The sequence below is a fragment of the Burkholderia sp. M6-3 genome, assembly GCF_050858985.1.
In the GTDB taxonomy this organism is placed as follows: Bacteria; Pseudomonadota; Gammaproteobacteria; order Burkholderiales; family Burkholderiaceae; genus Paraburkholderia; species Paraburkholderia caledonica.
In genome coordinates this window covers 3,254,196-3,271,413 of record NZ_CP110091.1, presented here as the reverse complement: position 1 = coordinate 3,271,413, position 17,218 = coordinate 3,254,196, and the positions used below count along the sequence as shown (strand labels likewise).

Sequence of the window (17,218 nt, the reverse complement as noted above, 5' to 3'; positions counted from 1 at the left end):
ACCGCCCGGCGTACGTTTCTAACACTTGCGCCGGCCGGCCGCCCCTCGCGGGCGGCTTTCCCACGTCCGCCGTCCCGGCGTGTATCATTCGTTCCCTGCGCTGTTCTGCGCTGGCGATTATCCGTATTGTCGAACGCTCGTTCCCGACCTGTTTTCCGACGCGGCCCGGTTGCCATAGTGATGCGGGTTCCCGACCCGACTCCCGCAGCTCGACGCCGCCGCGCCACGCGTGGCAGCCCGGAGGCCACAAGCTTCCGAAGACCGCCGAACCCCTATCTGTGACCGCCAGACCCGATGTCAGTCTCCGAACTCAAACGCCGCCGCACCTTTGCGGTCATTTCCCACCCGGACGCGGGCAAAACCACGCTGACCGAAAAGCTGCTGCTGTTTTCGGGCGCGATTCAGATTGCGGGCACCGTTAAGGGCCGCAAGAGCAATCGCTACGCGACTTCCGACTGGATGGAAATCGAAAAGCAGCGCGGCATTTCCGTCGCGAGTTCGGTGATGCAGTTCGAGTACGGCGATGCGGTTATTAATCTGCTCGACACGCCGGGCCACGAAGACTTCTCCGAAGACACGTATCGCGTGCTCACGGCGGTGGATGCGGCCGTGATGGTGATCGACGGCGCGAACGGTGTCGAAGCGCAGACGCTGAAGCTGCTCGAAGTTTGCCGCAGCCGCAAGACGCCGATCGTCACCTTCATCAACAAGCTCGACCGTGAAGTGCGCGAGCCGCTCGAACTGCTCGACGAGATCGAGCAGCATCTCGGCGTCGCGGCGGTGCCGTTCACGTGGCCGATCGGCATGGGCAAGGAATTCCAGGGCGTCTACGACATCCAGCGCGATCAGGTTCGTGTGTTCCGGGCCGGTCAGGACACGGCCGGCGGCGCGGTTGAAACGCTGCAAGCGTTGAGCGACGAAGAAGGTGAGCGTCGTTTCGGCCATAGCTGGACCAAAGCAAAGGAAGAGATCGACCTGATCACCGGCGCAACGCCCGATTTCGACCGCGAGCAGTTTCTTGCCGGTCAGCAATCGCCGGTGCTGTTCGGCTCGGCGATCAACAACTTCGGCGTGAAAGAAATTCTCGACGCGCTGGTCGACCTGGCGCCGCCGCCGTCGATGCGCATGACGGTGCAGCGTCCAGTGATGCCTGACGAGCCGAAGTTCACCGGCGTCGTTTTCAAGGTGCAGGCGAACATGGATCTGGCGCACCGCGACCGCGTGGCGTTCATTCGTGTGTGTTCGGGGCGTTTCGAGCGCGGCATGGCCGTGAAGGTGACGCGTTCGAACAAGACTTTTCGCGCGAATAACGTTGTGACGTTCCTGTCGCAGCGGCGCGAGACGGTGAGTGAAGCGTATCCGGGCGACATTATCGGTATTCCGAATCACGGCACGTTGAGCCTCGGCGATACGTTGACCGAAGGCGAGGCGTTGCAGTTCGTCGGGCTACCGTTCTTCGCGCCGGAAATTTTCCAGACCGTCGAGGTGGTCGACCCAATGCGCGCAAAGCAACTGGGCGAGGCGCTCAAGCAGCTCGGCGAGGAAGGCGCGATTCAGGTGTTCCGTCCCGAAGTGGGCGGGTTGATGATTCTGGGCGCGGTCGGCCAACTGCAGTTCGAAGTCGTGTCGCACCGTCTGTCGACCGAATACAAGGTCGACGTGCGCATGGCGCCCGCGCGTTACCGCATGTCCCGCTGGGTGACGTGCGACGACCCTGCGGAACTGCGCCGCTTCACCGACTCCTACGCCGCGCGTATTGCGCTCGACGCATCCGACGCGCCCACGTATCTGGCCTCGCATGTGTCGGAGATCGAAGTTGCGCAGAAGGCATGGCCGAAAATCGTGTTCAACGAGTTGCGCGAGCATTCGGGCGCGCCGTTCAAGAAGGCAATGTGACGGTTTGAGCCCGTCCGCCAGCGCATGTGGCTGGCGGTGCCTGTCCAGAACATAGAAAGCCGCGTGTCATGCACGCGGCTTTTTTATTTCGAGGCGCGTTCGCGGCTCGCCATTGGACGGAATAGCCGCTAGCCCATGTTCAGTACTTGTTCGCGCAGCCATCCCGCGAACGCCTGCACGTATTCGAGGGCGGCGTGCTGAGGCGCGACGTCCAGCCAGTAACCGAACGGGCCGGCCACTTCGACATCGGAGAACTGCGCGAGGCTACCGTCCGCCAGTTCCTCGACGATCATATTTCTGTCGACGATAGCGAGGCCCGCGCCCTTGCGCGCGGCGCGGATCGCCTGTTCCAGCGTCGAGAATTCAATACCGTTATCCGCGTAACGCGCGGGCAGCCCCGCCGTGGCGAGCCAGTTCGGCCACAGGTCGAGCCTCGCGTCGTTGTGCAGCACATGCAGCGCGGGCATGTGTTCAAGCAGCCTGTCGAGCGGCTCGCCGAGCAGCATCGGCGCACCCACCAGTGCATGGCGCTCGGTCATCAGCAATTCCGAATGTGCGTCGGGCAATGCATGACGGCCGAAGCGGATCGTGCAGTGGCAGTCGGCGGTCGGCTCCGTGCGAATCGACAATTCGACGTCGGGCATCTCATCGGCGAGCGAACCCAGCCGTGGCGAGAACCATTGCGTCGCGAAAGTAGGCGGTACGGCCACCACGAGACGGCGCCGGCCCTTTGCCGCGGTGATCTGCCGGAAACCTCGCTCGATGGTGTCGAACGCGTCCGACAGACAAGGCAGGAATTGCAGCCCGACGGGCGTCAGGCGAATGCCTTTGTGATCGCGCTCGAACAGCTTCGCGCCAAGCGATTCCTCGAGCAGTTTGATTTGCCGGCTGACGGCGCCTTGCGTCACGCATAGCGCGCTCGCCGCGCGGTTAAAGCTCATGTGGCGCGCTGTTTCCTCGAAAAAGCGCAACGCGATGAGCGATGGCAAGCGTCGCATACATCACCTTCTGTCTCTTGGATCGTGCGGGGCAGTGCGGCCGATGTGAAGGCGCGCGTATCGCCTGCAATTGTCGCATTGAAGCACTGCATTTTGCCTGCGCGCGCTAAAAAAATCCCAATGCACGGTTGCGCCGATCAATCTTCGATTGCCAGGGCTGGGCTCGTGCGTGAGAAGCGCCGCGCGATGGCCGCTCTTCGCCTATGCTGAGGAACACGCGCGCGTCGACGTCCGAGCGGCGCGCCATTTTCATCTGCGGAGCGCCTGTGACCGTTCGCAATCTCGACGCGTTATTCCGACCCAGATCTGTCGCCGTGATCGGCGCCTCCGAGCGGCCGGGCAGCACCGGCGCGATGGTCTGGGCGCGCTTGCTGGAAGGCGGCTTCGAAGGCCCGCTCTGGCCGGTCAATCCGAGATACAAAACGCTGAGCGGGCACCCGGTAATCGGCGATGTGGGCGACTTGCCGCAAGCGCCCACCGTGGCACTTATCTGCACGCCGGCGGCGAGTTGGCCTTCGATCATTCACAAACTCGGCGGTTTAGGGACGCGCGCGGCGATCATTGTCGGGGAGATGCGCTGCGACGACGACAGACTCGCGCTGCAGCATGCGCTCGCAGCGGCGCGGCCGCACCTGTTGCGAATCGTTGGACCGGGCAGTCTCGGCGTCGTGACGCCGGCGCTGCGCGCGCATTTCGGCGCGCCGTCGTGCACTGTGAAGGCGGGCGGCGTGGCGTGGGTTTCGCAGTCGAACGCGCTGACCAACGCGGTGCTCGGCTGGGCGCATGCACGCGGCCTCGGTTTTTCGCACGCAATCGCGCTCGGCGGCGAGGCGGATGTCGACGCGGGCGACGTGCTCGACTACCTGGCGAGCGACCCAGGCACGCGCGCGATCCTGCTCGAACTCGACAGCGTGAAGGCGGCGCGCAAATTCATGTCGGCGGCTCGCGCGGCGGCGCGCAATAAGCCCGTGCTTGCTCTGCGCTCGGGCCGCGCCGATCCCGCCGACGGGCTTTATACCGCCGCATTTCGCCGCGCCGGCATGGTACGCGTCGACGCGCTCGACGACCTGCTCGACGAAATCGAAACGCTTGGCGTGGGCCGCGTCGCAGCGGGTGCGACCGCGACGCTGATCACTAGCGACCGTGGCCTCGCGACGCTTGCGTGCGACGCCTTCGCCGCCGCTGGCGATACGCTCGCGCCGTGGCCGGAGCAAGCGTCGCAGGCGCTACAGGAGGCGCTGCCGCACGCGGTGGGCGGCAACCCGCTGCAACTTGGTGACGACGCACGTCCTGAGCACTTCGGCACGGCGCTGAAGCTGCTTGCCGAGCATCGCAGCACCGGCACGGCGTTCGTCGTGCATGCCTCGACGCATAGTGCGCCGGTCGACGACGTGGCGCAGGCGCTGATCGCGAATCAGCGGTTCGCGTATCGCGGACTGCTCGCATGCTTCTTTGGCGGACTCGACGCTGCGACGCGCGACGCGTTGCATGCGCAAGGAATTCCGGTTCATACGACGCCGCATAGGCTCGCCCGCGCATTCGCGCGTCTCGTCGATTACCGGATGGGGCGCGAATTGCTGATGCAGACGCCGGAAGGCTTGCCAGCCGAAGTCCCCGACGCGATCGACGCCGCGCAAGCGCAGGCTCGCGCCGCGCTTGCTGCTGGGGAGCGCGAATTAACCGGTGAAGCGGCTGCGAACTTGTTGAAACGTTTCGGGCTCGCCATAGAAACAGTGCCGACAGCGAATACAGCACGCGTGGACGGGCGTCCCGACGCGGCTCAAGCTTCGCGCGAATCGGACTGTGCGGGAACCGACGCGGCGTCTGCGCGCAAGCCGGTAGTCGACATCGTCGTGGAGCTTCATGACGACGACAACTTCGGTCCTGTGTTCCGCTTCACGGCGCCGTCCGCCGATGGTATTTCCGAGCCGCTGCGCCTCTATGGCTTGCCGCCGCTCAATCCGACGCTCGCCCGCGACATCGTCACGCGGTCGCCGTATGCGCGGCTGATCGCGCCGGAGCCTGCGTTAGCCGCCTTGACGGCGCTCTCGCAAGCCGTCTGCGACGTCAGGGAAATCGTGGGTCTTACGCTCACGCTGCGCGTGTACCGCGATCATGTGACGGTTGTCGCACCCACGCTGAGCATCGCGCCGACGCGCAGCCGCCTCGCGATCATGCCGTATCCGCGCCGCTTCGAGGAGACGCTCGACTGGCAAGGTCTGCGTATTACGGTGCGGCCGATTCGCCCCGAAGACGAGGCCGCGCATCACGACTTCGTCGAAGCGATGACGCCGGAGGATTTGCGGTTGCGGTTTTTCGGTGCTGTAGGCAGCTTCGATCATTCGCAGCTCGCGCGTATGACGCAGATCGACTACGACCGTGAAATGGCGCTGATCGCGACGGTGCAAAGCGACGAGGGCCTGGCGCGCACGCTCGGCGTGGTGCGCGTGGTGGCGGACCCGGATAACGAAACAGCGGAATTCGCAGTTGCCATTCGCTCGGATCAGAAAGGGCGACGGCTTGGCCGGCTGCTGACCGACCGCATTATCCGGTATGCGCGTGCGCGCGGTACACATTGGCTTGTCGGCGAGGCGCTGCGGGAGAACACTGCGATGATCGCGCTCGCGAGATCGAGCGGCTTCACGATCACGCCGACGGAAGACCCGAGTGTGGTGGGTTTCCGGATGGCGCTGGAGAAAGAAGCGGATCAGGAGAAGAGCGCCGCGACGGTGCGCGGCGCGCGTTGATCCGAAGGTGCGAGCGCCTCCGCAACAGCAGGCGATCAGGCCGGCAGCTTTGCAGCCGCTTCATCGACCTGCGCTCGCGTTACGGCCAACTCTTCCAGCCACGCATCCGCATACATCGCACCGGTTTCGCGTTCCAGCCGCGCGATGGTTGCCGCGCAGCGGCTCGAATCCTTCGGCGTCGCGATAAACGACTTCACCGACTGCCCCGCCTTGAATGCATCGAACAGCGGCACGCGGATATCGTCCGGCAACTGACGCGTCGTCCATTGATACGGCTTGCCGTTGAACGTGAACGAGGGCGGCAGCACGCGTTCTTTCTTGGCGGCGGGAATCAGGCCATACGTGCGCGCGGCTTCACCGATTTGCTCGGGTGAAAACAGTTCGTCGGGGCTGATGTCGAATTGCTGGATGAAAGTCTCGATGCTCTTCATCGCTGCCGCACGGTCGTCACGCCGCTTTTGCGCATGAGCGACGATGTCGCGGAGTTCGTCGGCTTCTGCAGGCGTGATCGTGAAGCTCGATTGCTTCTGCTGAAGTTCGGAAAAACGCTGGAATTCGGAATCGGTCAGAAGTTTCGCCATTGCTTATCGATGGGCGCGCATGAACGGATTCATGCGGCGACATTTTTGAGAGGGTCGCCATTCTAAACCATGCGCGCGAGCGGCCCGCATCGAGTCAGGCAGCCGCGCGAATTCTTATCCGATACCACGCGTCAGATAACCTTCTCACTGGACATGGACAGCGCCTGAACGGTCTCGCGCAGCAGCGTGGTCGCGGCTGCGAGCGTAGGCGCGACATATTCGTCGATACGCTTCAGATAAGGGCATGTGAGCGCCGCGATTGCCTGGCCGGATGGGCCAAGAATCGGAAACGTCACGTCCGTCACGCCAAACGTCTGCTGGCTGTCCTTCTGCGAGAAACCCGCCGCGCGAATCCGTTCGCACGCTGCTTCGAGTGCGTCGCGGTCTATCGTCACTTCGCCCTTCACCTTGGTGTGCTCGGCGAGCATCTGAGCACGCTGCTCGATCGTCTGGAATGCGAGCATCACGCGGCCCGAGCCAGTGTCGATCAGGCCGACTCGCGATCCGAGCCGCACCGACATGCCCCAGGTGCCCGGTCCGTCCACTTGCGCGATGACAAGCAGATTGCCGCGGTCGTACACGGCAAGGTGACACGACTGTTCGGCGGCATCCGCGAAACGTTGCATGAGCGGCAACGCCTCGGAGATGAGCCGGTTCATCGGCGGATGACGATGGGCGAGCGCATACAGCTTGAGGCTCAGCGAGTAACGATCGCCGCTCGCGGAGCGCACCACGTATTGCCGGGCGACCAGACGTTCGAGCATCCGGTACATCTCGCTCGCGTTGCGTCCAAGCAGCTTGGTGATCTCGGCGCGCGTGAGGCCTTGCTTCTGCTCTGCAAGCAACTCCAGGATGTCGAGACCTTTGTCGAGCGCAGGAGCGCGATAACGGTCGGCATCGTCTTTGTCTTCTGCGTCCATCGTGCGGTAATTCCGTGGGCTGTTCGTACCTGGCGCTTGAGTGTAAGTGCGGCGGCCGATTCCTGCGAGCGGATGCGTCCAGGGAAAACACGGACCATTGGTGCAGTGCACTCCCCTTGACTTCGAAAAGTGCATATATGAATAATGCGTTCATTGGTGAATTTAGCATGTCCGCTCGTAGCATGCGTCGCCACGGTCTAACGGAGAACTCATTTGACCAGCCGCCCGCAAACGGATCCGCGTCTGATCCTGCTTAGTCCCGAGGACAATTGCCTGATCGCGGCGGCGCGGCTCGACGCCGGCACGCAACTGGAGATCGAAGGGGAGAGCGTGACTCTGACGCAAACCATCGAACTCGGGCACAAGGTAGCGCGCCGTGATCTCGCGAAGGACGACAAGGTGCTGCGCTATGGCGCAGTGATCGGCCATGTGACGCAAGCGGTGCAGCGCGGGGCACACCTGCATACGCACAACCTCGAAAGCGATTACCTGCCGACCTATACGCACGACGCCGGTCATCAATTCGTACATCACTGATTCGCGCATAACGACGCGGCTTCGCGCTGCGGTGGAACGACAATGACTGACACTTCCGTAGCAACTGCCACCGCGCAGCAGCCCATGCTGCAAGGCTATCCGCGCAGCGACGGCCGCAAAGGCATTCGCAATGTCGTCGCGGTCGCATATCTGGTCGAGTGCGCGCATCACGTGGCGCGCGAGATCGTCACACAATTTCGCGAGCCGCTCGACGCGTTCGGCGACACGCTTGCCGACGGATCTGCCGGGCGCGAGCCGCCGGTTCATCTGATCGGCTTTCCCGGCTGTTATCCGAATGAGTACGCGGAGAAAATGCTCGAGCGGCTCACAACCCATCCGAACGTCGGCGCGGTGCTGTTCGTCTCGCTGGGATGCGAGAGCATGAACAAGCACTATCTCGTCGACGTGGTTCGCGCGAGTGGCCGCCCCGTCGAAGTGCTGACGATCCAGGAAAAGGGCGGCACGCGCAGCACGATCCAATATGGCGTCGACTGGATTCGCGGCGCGCGCAAGCAACTCGCCGCGCAAGAGAAAGTGCCAATGGCGCTCAGCGAACTAGTGGTCGGTACGATCTGCGGAGGCTCGGACGGCACGAGCGGCATCACCGCGAATCCGGCGGTTGGCCGCGCGTTCGATCATCTGATCGATGCGGGCGCGACTTGCATCTTCGAAGAAACCGGCGAGTTGGTGGGCTGCGAGTTTCACATGAAGACCCGCGCGGCGCGACCGGAACTGGGCGACGCGATTGTCGCGTGCGTCGCGAAAGCGGCGCGCTATTACTCGATTCTCGGCCACGGTAGTTTTGCGGTCGGCAACGCGGACGGCGGCCTCACCACCCAGGAAGAGAAATCGCTAGGCGCGTATGCGAAGAGCGGCGCGTCGCCGATTGCGGGCATCGTGAAGCCGGGCGATATTCCGCCGACCGGCGGCCTTTATCTGCTCGATGTGGTGCCGGACGGCGAGCCGCGTTTCGGCTTTCCGAACATTAGCGACAACGCGGAAATCGGCGAACTGATCGCGTGCGGCGCGCATGTCATTCTGTTCACGACCGGACGCGGTTCGGTGGTCGGCTCAGCAATTTCGCCGGTCATCAAGATATGCGCGAATCCCGCCACGTATCGCAACCTGTCTGGCGACATGGACGTGGACGCAGGCCGTATCCTTGAAGGCCGCGGCACGCTCGACGAAGTGGGACGCGAAGTGTTCGAACAGACGGTGGCCGTGTCGCAGGGCGCGCCTTCCAAATCTGAAATGCTGGGTCATCAGGAATTCATTCTTACGTACAAGACGTTCGAGCCGGTCGGGCCGGCATGCTTGCCGTCGAACACCGCCGCGCCTCGACGCGCGATTACTGTGGCGCCGCACTGAGCGTTGCCTTGCCGTGTGATAAAAAGGACATGCAACAGCAACCACTTGCATGCGACCGGAGCAAGAAGGAGACACGCTCAATGACTGCAACGAACGGTTCGAAAATCCAGCAGCGCCGCCGCGTTGGCCGCAGCGCATTGCAAGTAACCGGATTGAGCCTCGGCACCGCGCCGCTTGGCGGCCTCTACCGCGATCTGTCCGAAGAAGAAGCACACGCCACAGTCGCCGCCGCATGGAACGCCGGTGTGCGCTATTTCGACACCGCGCCGCATTACGGCCACACCAAAGCGGAGCATCGTCTTGGCGACGCTTTGCGCCGCTATCCACGCAGCGAATACGTGTTGTCGACGAAAGTGGGCCGCCGTTTCGTACCGCGCACCCACCCCTACGACGGCAGCGAAGGCTGGCAGGATCCATTGCCCTTCGAAGCGATTTACGACTACACGCACGACGGTATTCTGCGTTCGTTCGAAGATAGCCAGCAGCGCCTGGGTATCGTCGATATAGACATTCTGCTGGTCCACGACATTGGGCGAGTCACGCACGGCGAGAACAATCCTCACTACTGGCGGCAACTGACTGAAGGCGGTGGTTTTCGCGCGCTCGACGAACTGCGCTCGGCCGGCGCCGTCAAGGCGGTGGGACTCGGCGTCAATGAAGGCGCTGTAATACTCGACGCAATGGCCGAGTTCGATATCGATTGCGCGTTGCTCGCGGGCCGTTATACGCTTCTCGAACAGGCGACTCTCGACGACCTCTTGCCGGCGTGCGAAAAGCGCGGCGTCAGCATCCTGTTAGGCGGTGCGTTCAACTCGGGCATTTTGGCGCGCGGCGTCGAAGGCGATCTGAAATTCAATTACGGCGAGGCGCCGCGCGAAGTCATCGAGCGAGTGGCGCGACTGGAGACAGTTTGCCGCAACCACGGCGTGCCGCTCGCCGCCGCAGCCCTGCAGTTTCCGTATGCGCATCCGGCGGTCGCCACCGTGCTGACCGGCGCGCGCAGTGCCGACGAATTGCGTGAGAACGCTGCGTCGTTCGAGTTGCCGATTCCCGGGGCCTTGTGGTCCGCGTTGCGCGAGGAAGGCTTGCTCGACCCTCGTGCGCCCGCGCCACAGAACTGAACGTGAAGATGCATATCGACGCTCACCAGCACTATTGGGACCCCGCTCGCGGCGACTATGAATGGCTTACGCCGGAGCTCGAAATTCTGTACCGCCCTTTCGGCCCGGCGGATCTGAAACCGTTGCGAGAGAGGGCGGGCATCGAGAGAACGGTCGTGGTGCAGGCGGCGCCGACCATCGACGAGACGCGTTATCTGCTCGACATTGCGCGCGACGAGCCGTCCATTGCCGGCGTGGTCGGCTGGGTGCCGCTCCTGCTGCCTACCGCCCCGGCTTTGATCGGCGCGCTCGCGCAAGAGCCCAAGTTCAAGGGCGTGCGGCCCATGCTGCAAGATCTGCCCGACGATACATGGATTGCTAATCCCGATCTCGCGCCTGCCATCGAAGCGCTGATCGCGCATGACCTCGCCTTCGACGCGCTGATCTACGCACGGCATGTCGACCACGTGGAAACGTTCGTGCGGCGTTTTCCGTCGCTGCGCATCGTGGTCGATCACGGCGCTAAGCCGCCCATCCGCTACGGTCAGGCCGGCTGGCAAACATGGGCCGATGCAATCGCGCGGCTCGCGAAGCTGCCGGGCGTGCACTGCAAGCTGTCGGGGCTCGCGACCGAGGCATCGCCGGGCTGGACCGAAGAGACACTGCGGCCCTACGTCGAGCACATGCTTGCTACGTTTGGCCCGGCGCGGCTGATGTGGGGCAGCGACTGGCCCGTGCTCGAACTGAACGGCGATTATCTGCTGTGGCATTCGGTGGCCAACACGCTGCTTGCGTCGCTTGACGACAGCGAGCGCGAAGCGGTTTTCGGCGGCAACGCCGCCGCGTTTTATCGACTGTGACGTGACGAACACGTTTAGCCCATTCAACTGGAGTCGTAGATGACACAAAGACTGGCCGGCAAGACAGCATTGATCACCGCGGCGGGACAGGGCATCGGCCTCGCAACCGCCGAAATGTTCGCGCGCGAAGGCGCGCGCGTGATCGCCACCGACATCCGCATTGACGGGCTCGCGGGCAAGCCCGTCGAGGCGCGCAAGCTGGACGTGCTCGATGGCGAGGCCATCAAGGCGCTGGCCGCAGAAGTCGGCCCGATCGACGTGCTGTTCAATTGCGCAGGCTTCGTGCACGCGGGCTCGATCCTCGAATGCAGCGAGGAAGACTGGGACTTTGCGTTCGACCTCAATGCGAAGGCAATGTACCGGATGATCCGCGCATTCCTGCCCGCCATGCTTGAGCGCGGCGGCGGCTCGATCATCAATATGTCGTCGGCGGCGTCGAGCGTGAAGGGTGTGCCGAATCGCTTCGCGTACAGCGCGTCGAAGGCGGCGGTGATCGGGCTGACCAAGTCGGTTGCCGCGGATTTCGTCACGCGTGGTGTACGCTGTAACGCGATCTGCCCGGGCACAGTGTCGTCGCCGTCGCTCGAACAGCGGATCGCGGCGCAGGCCGCGGCGCAAGGTGCGATGCTCGAAACCGTGCAGGCGGCGTTCGTGGCTCGCCAGCCAATGGGCCGCATCGGCAAGGCCGAAGAGATTGCTGCGCTGGCGCTCTATCTCGCGTCGGACGAATCGGCGTTCACCACGGGCCACGCTCATGTGATCGACGGCGGCTGGTCGAACTGACGCATAGAGACAGGGCGTCGCAAGCCGGCGCACTGACGTAACAACCGAACACCACTGAACCCAGAGGAAAGTGCAACGATGAAACTGCTTCGTTATGGGCCGAAAGGCCAGGAAAAGCCGGGCTTGCTCGACGCGCAAGGCAAGATCCGCGATCTGTCCGGCGTAGTTGCCGACATCGACGGCGCAGCGCTGACCGACGAGGGCCTCGCCCGTCTGCGGGCGCTGGACCCGGCTTCGCTGCCGGTCGTGGACGGCAATCCGCGCATGGGCCCGTGCGTCGGCAAGATCGGCAAGTTCATCTGCATCGGTTTGAACTACGCGGACCACGCGGCCGAGTCGAATCTGCCCGTGCCCGCTGAGCCGGTCATCTTCAACAAGTGGACGAGCGCGATCTCCGGTCCGAATGACGACGTGGAGATTCCGCGCGGCTCGAAGAAGACCGATTGGGAAGTGGAACTCGGCGTGGTGATCGGCAAACCGGCCAAGTATGTGGACGAAGCGAACGCGCTCGATTACGTCGCAGGCTATTGCGTGATCAACGACGTGTCGGAGCGCGAGTGGCAGATCGAACGCGGTGGCACCTGGGACAAGGGCAAGGGCTTCGATACGTTCGGCCCGATCGGCCCGTGGATGGTCACGCGCGACGAAGTCGCCGATCCGCAGAACCTCAGCCTGTGGCTCGAAGTGGACGGACACCGCTATCAGAACGGCAGCACGAAGACGATGGTGTTCGGTGTCGCCAAGCTGGTCTCGTATGTGTCGCAGTGCATGAGCCTGCAACCCGGCGACGTCATTTCCACGGGAACGCCGCCGGGCGTCGGCATGGGCGTCAAGCCGAATCCGGTGTATCTGAAGCCCGGCCAGACGATCCGTCTCGGCATTGAAGGTCTCGGCGAACAAACGCAGAAGACTTACGCAGCGGAGTAAGCCACTGGGAGCCGGCGGCGAGCGTTTGAAGGCTGAGCGTTAATTTGCCGGTTCGTGGTCGCCGTTCTCGGCGATCCGGTTGACCGTGCCTTGCGCGACCGCGACGAGTCTTTCGCGGTTGCCGTCCATCACAAAGATGTTGCATTGGCAGGTCGCCTGATGGCGGCCCGCATACACCACCTTCGCCCGCGCGATCAGCGTGCCGTTCACCGCAGGGCGTAAGTAATTGATCTTGTATTCCCCCGTCACGACCTTGGGCCCGAGCGATAGTGCGCCGGCAAAGGTCAGTGCGTTGTCAGCGAGATAGCTGACTACCCCGCCATGCACGAAGCCGTGCTGCTGCCGCAACTCGTCGCGGATCGGCAGGCTCAGCGTCAGTTCGTCGGTGCCCGTGTGCATCAGTTCTGCGCCTAACAGCATGCTGAACGGCTGGGCGTGCAGTGCGCCGCGCGCCCGGTCGAGTAGGTCGGTCATTGTGATTCCTTCGAGGAAGGCCTGCGGTGGCAGTGCGCACTGGCGTGCGCGCGTCAGTCCCTACCCACTCTAGGAAGTGCCAACGCGCGCCGTCAAGGTGAATCGGAAATATCTGCCCGGCATTGTTGCTTGCGACGGTAGGAATTCAGACGTTGGCCGACGTAAATGCGACGTAAGACGATCTTTGAAGTTTTTGACCTTAAGCAAAGAATGGTGCTGCCGTTAACCCTGAGGTACTCCCCGTCATTCTCTGCCTTCAGGTGTTCACGATGTTCAGCAAGATCAAGGTCGCATCCGGCCTGTTGTGTGTCCTGGCCGCATTCTGCGTTTTCCAGCTTGTCACGGTAGGTCTCGGTTTCTGGTCGCTCACGCGCACCCATGACGACGTTGGCGATCTTTCAAACATCGCGCTCAAGCAGGTGGATGCCGTCAACGAAACCACGCAGCATCTGATGGACGCCCGCATCAACCTGTCCCGTGCCGGTACGCGCATGGTGCGCGGCGGCGCGGAGCCGACCGAAATCGTTCAGCATGCGCGCGAGCAGCTGACGGCCGCCGAGCAATCGTTCAACGCCTTCATGAGCGCGCCGAAAACGAGCGACGAAAACGGCGCCCGTGCCGCAGCCCTCGCCGAGCGCTACAAGAAGCTGCACGGCGCGCTCACGGAACTGGCGCAGTTTCTGGACGCAAACAACATCCAGGCGTTTCTCGACCAGCCGACGCAATCGTTCCAGGACAGCTATCTGACCGAGTTGCATAAGTTCACGCAATTCGGCAATGCGGCGAGCCGCGCGTCGCTCGATTCCATCGACGCGCGCATGGCCACGTTCCGGGTCGTCAGCATTGTGATTCTGCTGGCGCTGGTCGGCGGGACGTTCGCGGTGCATATGGCGTTGCGCCGTGGCGTAGTCGCACCGCTGGAGGAAGCGGGCCGTCACTTCGACCGGATTGCGCAAGGGCGTCTCGATCAGCCGATCGCCGCCCGGGGCACCAACGAAATCGGCCGGCTGTTCTCAGGCCTTGCCAAGATGCAGGCGAGCGTCGCGCGCACCGTGCAGACCGTTCGCGAGTCGGCCGACTCCATTCACCTCGGCGCCGATGAAATCGCGACCGGCAACGCCGATCTTTCCGCACGCACTGAAAACCAGGCCGCATCGCTTGAAGAAACTGCGTCGAGCATGGAGGAATTGACTGCCACAGTGCGTCAGAACGCCGATCATGCGCGCGAAGCAAACGCGCTTGCCGAAACGGCACTCGAGGCGACCTCGCGCGGCAGCGAAGTGGTCGACAAGGTGGTGGACAAGATGCGCGGCATTGCGCAGAGCTCGGACAAGATTGCCGAGATTATTTCGGTGATCGACGGCATTGCGTTCCAGACCAATATTCTCGCGCTGAATGCGGCCGTCGAGGCGGCGCGCGCAGGCGAACAGGGCCGCGGCTTTGCAGTCGTGGCAGGCGAAGTTCGCGGACTGGCGCAGCGCAGCGCGCAGTCGGCCAAGGAAATCAAGACACTGATCAGCGAATCAGTCGCCGAGATTCAGGGCGGATCGGCGCTCGTCGAGCATGCCGGCGAAGCGATGAGCAACGTGTCCGCCTCGATCTCGCGCGTGACGCAGATGATGGCTGAAATCAGCGCGTCGTCGCTCGAGCAAAGCACGGGCATCGAGCAGGTGAACCAGGCGGTCGTGCAAATGGACGAGATGACGCAGCAAAACGCGGCGCTCGTCGAGCAGGCTGCGGCAGCGGCGGCTTCGCTGCATCAACAGACTCAGCAATTGAAGCAGGCGGTTTCCGTGTTCGAAATTTCGGCGGCTGTGTTGCGCACACAACAGATCGACGAAACGCCGGCGGCATTCGGGCAATTTGCGGTGTCTGGAATGCGCGCGATTTAAACGGCTCGCGCTCAAAAATCAGGCAGCCAGAAAAGAAAAATGGCCCGCGGAAGCGGGCCATTCTTGTATTAGGCGCAAGCGCCTACGCGTGCCTCAACGTACCGTTGGTACTTAGGCCGGCGTGATGTTCGCAGCTTGCTTGCCCTTCGGGCCCTGCTTCACTTCGAACGACACTTTCTGGTTTTCCTGCAGGGACTTAAAGCCGCTGCCTTGAACTTCCGAAAAGTGTGCAAACAGGTCTTCGCCGCCGTCGTCCGGCGTGATGAAACCAAAGCCCTTTGCATCGTTAAACCACTTCACAGTACCTGTTGCCATTTTTGATCCAGTAAATGTTGTGTATTGCATTCGCGACCGCTATTTCTCAAATCGAGATCGAGCGCGAAGTACGAGTTGTATCACGTCTTTATGACGGACGCCAATCAACCAGTATTCGGGTATTCCCCGGCTTCGGCCTTTTCGAGGCGTCGAGGGCACAAAAAAGGACGTGCCTCCGGGTAGGGTAAACTGCTTGTATTACTCTTCCAGGAAAAACATTGACACATTATTTGCAAGAAGAACTTACGTCGTTCTGGAGCCGTTTGACCCCGTATCTCGCGGTATTGGAGTCTAAATCACCTCAAGACGACGCGCCGGACCCCGTCGGCCGAATCACCGTGGACGCCGACGACCGCCAGGCTTTTGCCCTCCACACCACCGACCGTAAGCCGCAAGGCGGCACGTCCGACACGCCTACTGGCCAAAGCGCAACGTATATGCGGACCAGATCGGCCGGTGCGGATTGGGGCCCTTGGCAGCGCGAAGAGTATTGAGTGACCGGGCGGCTGGAGCGAGTCGCGCCGCGGCGAATGTTTGGCGGATCTCGACTGAGGGCGAGGCCGCCGCAAACGAGCGTTCGCCTCGCTTGTGCGTCGGCCTGCCGTATCAGGCCGGCAGCGCGTTAAAAGCCGTTGCGAGGTGATATGGCGTGGTCGACGGCATGTCGGCGCGCGCTACTTCACCTGTTGAGGTTTTGCATTCGAACCAGCCTTGCGGCCGCAAGAAACGTTGCTGGAACAGTTCGATTTGCCGCGGCAGATCGGCTCGCACGATGGCTTCGTCGTGGCTCGCGAGTGCTCGCAGATATTCCGTTTGCGCCCAGATGCGTTGAGTCGGATCTTTGATCCGCCCGTTTTCATCGAGTGACGCACAGACGCCGCCCGTTTCCTGATCCACACCATTGCGTTGCGCGAAATCGAACGCACGCGTCAGTGTTTCCATAAGATCTGATCCCTCGAATAGGGCGCCTGCCCGCTTTGCCAGCCAGAACCATTCGAACTGATGTCCCGGCTCGAGGCGATTGTCGTGGGTGCCAATCGGCAATTCGGCGATGCAGCCCGACGGCGCATGCACGAAGTGACGAGCGACTGCGCCGGCCAAGCGCCTTAGTGCGGCGTCGAAAGCGTTGTCGCGCGTAGCTTCGCGGGCCGCGAGCCAAGCCTCCGTTAGATGCATCAACGGGTTCTGAACCGGTGTGCCGGTTACTGCGGTGAAGTCGGCCGTGAGCGAAGCATTGAAGAGATTGTCTTCAGCGGCGAATTTGGACTGAATCAGCGCGGACGTGCGATGCACGATTTCCAGCGCGTCGCGATTGCCGGAGCGTCGGCCATATTCCGCGCAGGCGAAGACGACGAACGCATGGGTGTACAGGTCTTTCGTGGTGTCGAGTGGAACGCCTTGCGCATCGACGCTGTAGAACCAACCGCCGTGTTCCGTGTCCTGAAAAGTGTGCGTAAGGGAATCGAACAGGACTTGCGCATGAGCTGCGTCGCCGGCTTCGGAGAACACAAACAGTTGGCGCGCGCAGGCCATTGCCCGATAGCGTTGCGCGGGCTCTGGAAGGTGATGTTCCGCGCTGAGCGCTTCGTACGGCAGTTTGAGCGCTTCGTTGAAACCGGGCCCGCGCCACATCGGCAGGATCACGTTGTTGAAGTGCTCGCGCAGTCCCGCGGCGAGCGCGATGGTCGGGGCTACGTCAGGATTCTTGCTGGGCATAGTTATGTTTCAAACGCGATGTTTCAAAGCGCTCGGGTCAGCGAGCGTGCGTCAAGCGGTAGTGCATTTGCCGGCCGCACCGGCACACGTGCCGCGGTTGCAGA

General features: G+C 62.7%; 16 protein-coding genes. 10 read left to right on the top strand and 6 right to left on the bottom strand.

The features are described 5' to 3' along the window. Positions 1-294 precede the first annotated feature (294 nt). The gene (locus OH764_RS32210; protein ID WP_020068586.1) at positions 295-1,896 is read left to right on the top strand and encodes a peptide chain release factor 3; all 1,602 of its coding nucleotides are present in this window, start codon (positions 295-297) and stop codon (positions 1,894-1,896) included. Positions 1,897-2,024: 128 nt separating this feature from the next. Here OH764_RS32210 and OH764_RS32205 read toward each other — a convergent pair whose 3' ends face one another. After that, complete coding sequence (locus tag OH764_RS32205) at positions 2,025-2,894, bottom strand: LysR substrate-binding domain-containing protein (protein WP_027779974.1); 870 nt, start codon at positions 2,892-2,894, stop codon at positions 2,025-2,027. A gap of 266 nt (positions 2,895-3,160) precedes the next feature. Between OH764_RS32205 and OH764_RS32200 the strand changes: the two genes are divergently transcribed. Next, on the top strand, positions 3,161-5,641 hold the full coding sequence (locus tag OH764_RS32200; RefSeq protein ID WP_498850013.1) for a bifunctional acetate--CoA ligase family protein/GNAT family N-acetyltransferase: 2,481 nt from the start codon (positions 3,161-3,163) through the stop codon (positions 5,639-5,641). 35 nt (positions 5,642-5,676) lie between these two features. Here the strand turns inward: OH764_RS32200 and OH764_RS32195 are convergent, their stop codons facing one another. Further along, positions 5,677-6,222 carry a hypothetical protein gene (locus OH764_RS32195; protein WP_088176618.1) on the bottom strand — a complete coding sequence of 182 codons (546 nt, stop codon included), beginning with the start codon at positions 6,220-6,222 and terminating at the stop codon, positions 5,677-5,679. A gap of 131 nt (positions 6,223-6,353) precedes the next feature. Further along, positions 6,354-7,142, bottom strand: a complete 789-nt coding sequence (locus OH764_RS32190; RefSeq protein WP_498850012.1) for an IclR family transcriptional regulator — start codon at positions 7,140-7,142, stop codon at positions 6,354-6,356. Between the two features lie 213 nt (positions 7,143-7,355). Here OH764_RS32190 and OH764_RS32185 point away from each other — a divergent pair, with 213 nt between their 5' ends. From OH764_RS32185 to OH764_RS32160, 6 genes are all read left to right on the top strand, one after another. Further along, complete coding sequence (locus OH764_RS32185; RefSeq protein ID WP_020068581.1) at positions 7,356-7,679, top strand: UxaA family hydrolase; 324 nt, start codon at positions 7,356-7,358, stop codon at positions 7,677-7,679. A 42-nt stretch (positions 7,680-7,721) separates the two neighbouring features. Beyond that, positions 7,722-9,047 (top strand): UxaA family hydrolase, encoded by a 1,326-nt coding sequence (locus tag OH764_RS32180; RefSeq protein WP_498850011.1) that lies wholly within the window; start codon positions 7,722-7,724, stop codon positions 9,045-9,047. A gap of 80 nt (positions 9,048-9,127) precedes the next feature. Continuing rightward, entirely contained in the window at positions 9,128-10,168 is a 1,041-nt protein-coding gene (locus OH764_RS32175; RefSeq protein ID WP_498850010.1) for an aldo-keto reductase family protein, read from the top strand. A gap of 8 nt (positions 10,169-10,176) precedes the next feature. After that, the gene (locus OH764_RS32170) at positions 10,177-11,007 is read left to right on the top strand and encodes an amidohydrolase family protein (RefSeq protein ID WP_498851340.1); all 831 of its coding nucleotides are present in this window, start codon (positions 10,177-10,179) and stop codon (positions 11,005-11,007) included. Between the two features lie 39 nt (positions 11,008-11,046). After that, positions 11,047-11,790, top strand: coding sequence for an SDR family oxidoreductase (locus OH764_RS32165; protein ID WP_498850009.1), 744 nt, complete (start codon positions 11,047-11,049; stop codon positions 11,788-11,790). Between the two features lie 78 nt (positions 11,791-11,868). Continuing rightward, positions 11,869-12,717 carry an ureidoglycolate lyase gene (locus tag OH764_RS32160; RefSeq protein ID WP_131316377.1) on the top strand — a complete coding sequence of 283 codons (849 nt, stop codon included), beginning with the start codon at positions 11,869-11,871 and terminating at the stop codon, positions 12,715-12,717. A gap of 39 nt (positions 12,718-12,756) precedes the next feature. Here OH764_RS32160 and OH764_RS32155 read toward each other — a convergent pair whose 3' ends face one another. After that, complete coding sequence (locus tag OH764_RS32155; RefSeq protein WP_498850008.1) at positions 12,757-13,191, bottom strand: PaaI family thioesterase; 435 nt, start codon at positions 13,189-13,191, stop codon at positions 12,757-12,759. Positions 13,192-13,460: 269 nt separating this feature from the next. Between OH764_RS32155 and OH764_RS32150 the strand changes: the two genes are divergently transcribed. Beyond that, positions 13,461-15,083, top strand: a complete 1,623-nt coding sequence (locus tag OH764_RS32150) for a methyl-accepting chemotaxis protein (RefSeq protein WP_498850007.1) — start codon at positions 13,461-13,463, stop codon at positions 15,081-15,083. A 111-nt stretch (positions 15,084-15,194) separates the two neighbouring features. Here the strand turns inward: OH764_RS32150 and OH764_RS32145 are convergent, their stop codons facing one another. Beyond that, entirely contained in the window at positions 15,195-15,398 is a 204-nt protein-coding gene (locus OH764_RS32145) for a cold-shock protein (protein ID WP_006047528.1), read from the bottom strand. 218 nt (positions 15,399-15,616) lie between these two features. Here OH764_RS32145 and OH764_RS32140 point away from each other — a divergent pair, with 218 nt between their 5' ends. Continuing rightward, on the top strand, positions 15,617-15,892 hold the full coding sequence (locus OH764_RS32140; RefSeq protein WP_020068573.1) for a hypothetical protein: 276 nt from the start codon (positions 15,617-15,619) through the stop codon (positions 15,890-15,892). 112 nt (positions 15,893-16,004) lie between these two features. On the opposite strand, the gene OH764_RS32135 is transcribed toward OH764_RS32140, so the two are convergent. Further along, positions 16,005-17,114: an AGE family epimerase/isomerase gene (locus OH764_RS32135; protein WP_498850006.1), complete on the bottom strand. Its 1,110-nt coding sequence runs from the start codon at positions 17,112-17,114 to the stop codon at positions 16,005-16,007. Positions 17,115-17,218: the final 104 nt, after the last annotated feature.

Excerpts from the sequence above, each read along its gene's own strand:
- OH764_RS32210 (WP_020068586.1), top strand. The coding sequence starts at position 295 with ATGTCAGTCTCCGAACTCAAACGCCGCCGCACCTTTGCGGTCATTTCC.
- OH764_RS32175 (WP_498850010.1), top strand. The coding sequence starts at position 9,128 with ATGACTGCAACGAACGGTTCGAAAATCCAGCAGCGCCGCCGCGTTGGC.
- OH764_RS32195 (WP_088176618.1), bottom strand. The coding sequence starts at position 6,222 with ATGGCGAAACTTCTGACCGATTCCGAATTCCAGCGTTTTTCCGAACTT.
- OH764_RS32155 (WP_498850008.1), bottom strand. The coding sequence starts at position 13,191 with ATGACCGACCTACTCGACCGGGCGCGCGGCGCACTGCACGCCCAGCCG.
- OH764_RS32205 (WP_027779974.1), bottom strand. The coding sequence starts at position 2,894 with ATGCGACGCTTGCCATCGCTCATCGCGTTGCGCTTTTTCGAGGAAACA.
- OH764_RS32150 (WP_498850007.1), top strand. The coding sequence starts at position 13,461 with ATGTTCAGCAAGATCAAGGTCGCATCCGGCCTGTTGTGTGTCCTGGCC.
- OH764_RS32160 (WP_131316377.1), top strand. The coding sequence starts at position 11,869 with ATGAAACTGCTTCGTTATGGGCCGAAAGGCCAGGAAAAGCCGGGCTTG.
- OH764_RS32145 (WP_006047528.1), bottom strand. The coding sequence starts at position 15,398 with ATGGCAACAGGTACTGTGAAGTGGTTTAACGATGCAAAGGGCTTTGGT.
- OH764_RS32190 (WP_498850012.1), bottom strand. The coding sequence starts at position 7,142 with ATGGACGCAGAAGACAAAGACGATGCCGACCGTTATCGCGCTCCTGCG.
- OH764_RS32170 (WP_498851340.1), top strand. The coding sequence starts at position 10,177 with ATGCATATCGACGCTCACCAGCACTATTGGGACCCCGCTCGCGGCGAC.
- OH764_RS32180 (WP_498850011.1), top strand. The coding sequence starts at position 7,722 with ATGACTGACACTTCCGTAGCAACTGCCACCGCGCAGCAGCCCATGCTG.
- OH764_RS32165 (WP_498850009.1), top strand. The coding sequence starts at position 11,047 with ATGACACAAAGACTGGCCGGCAAGACAGCATTGATCACCGCGGCGGGA.
- OH764_RS32135 (WP_498850006.1), bottom strand. The coding sequence starts at position 17,114 with ATGCCCAGCAAGAATCCTGACGTAGCCCCGACCATCGCGCTCGCCGCG.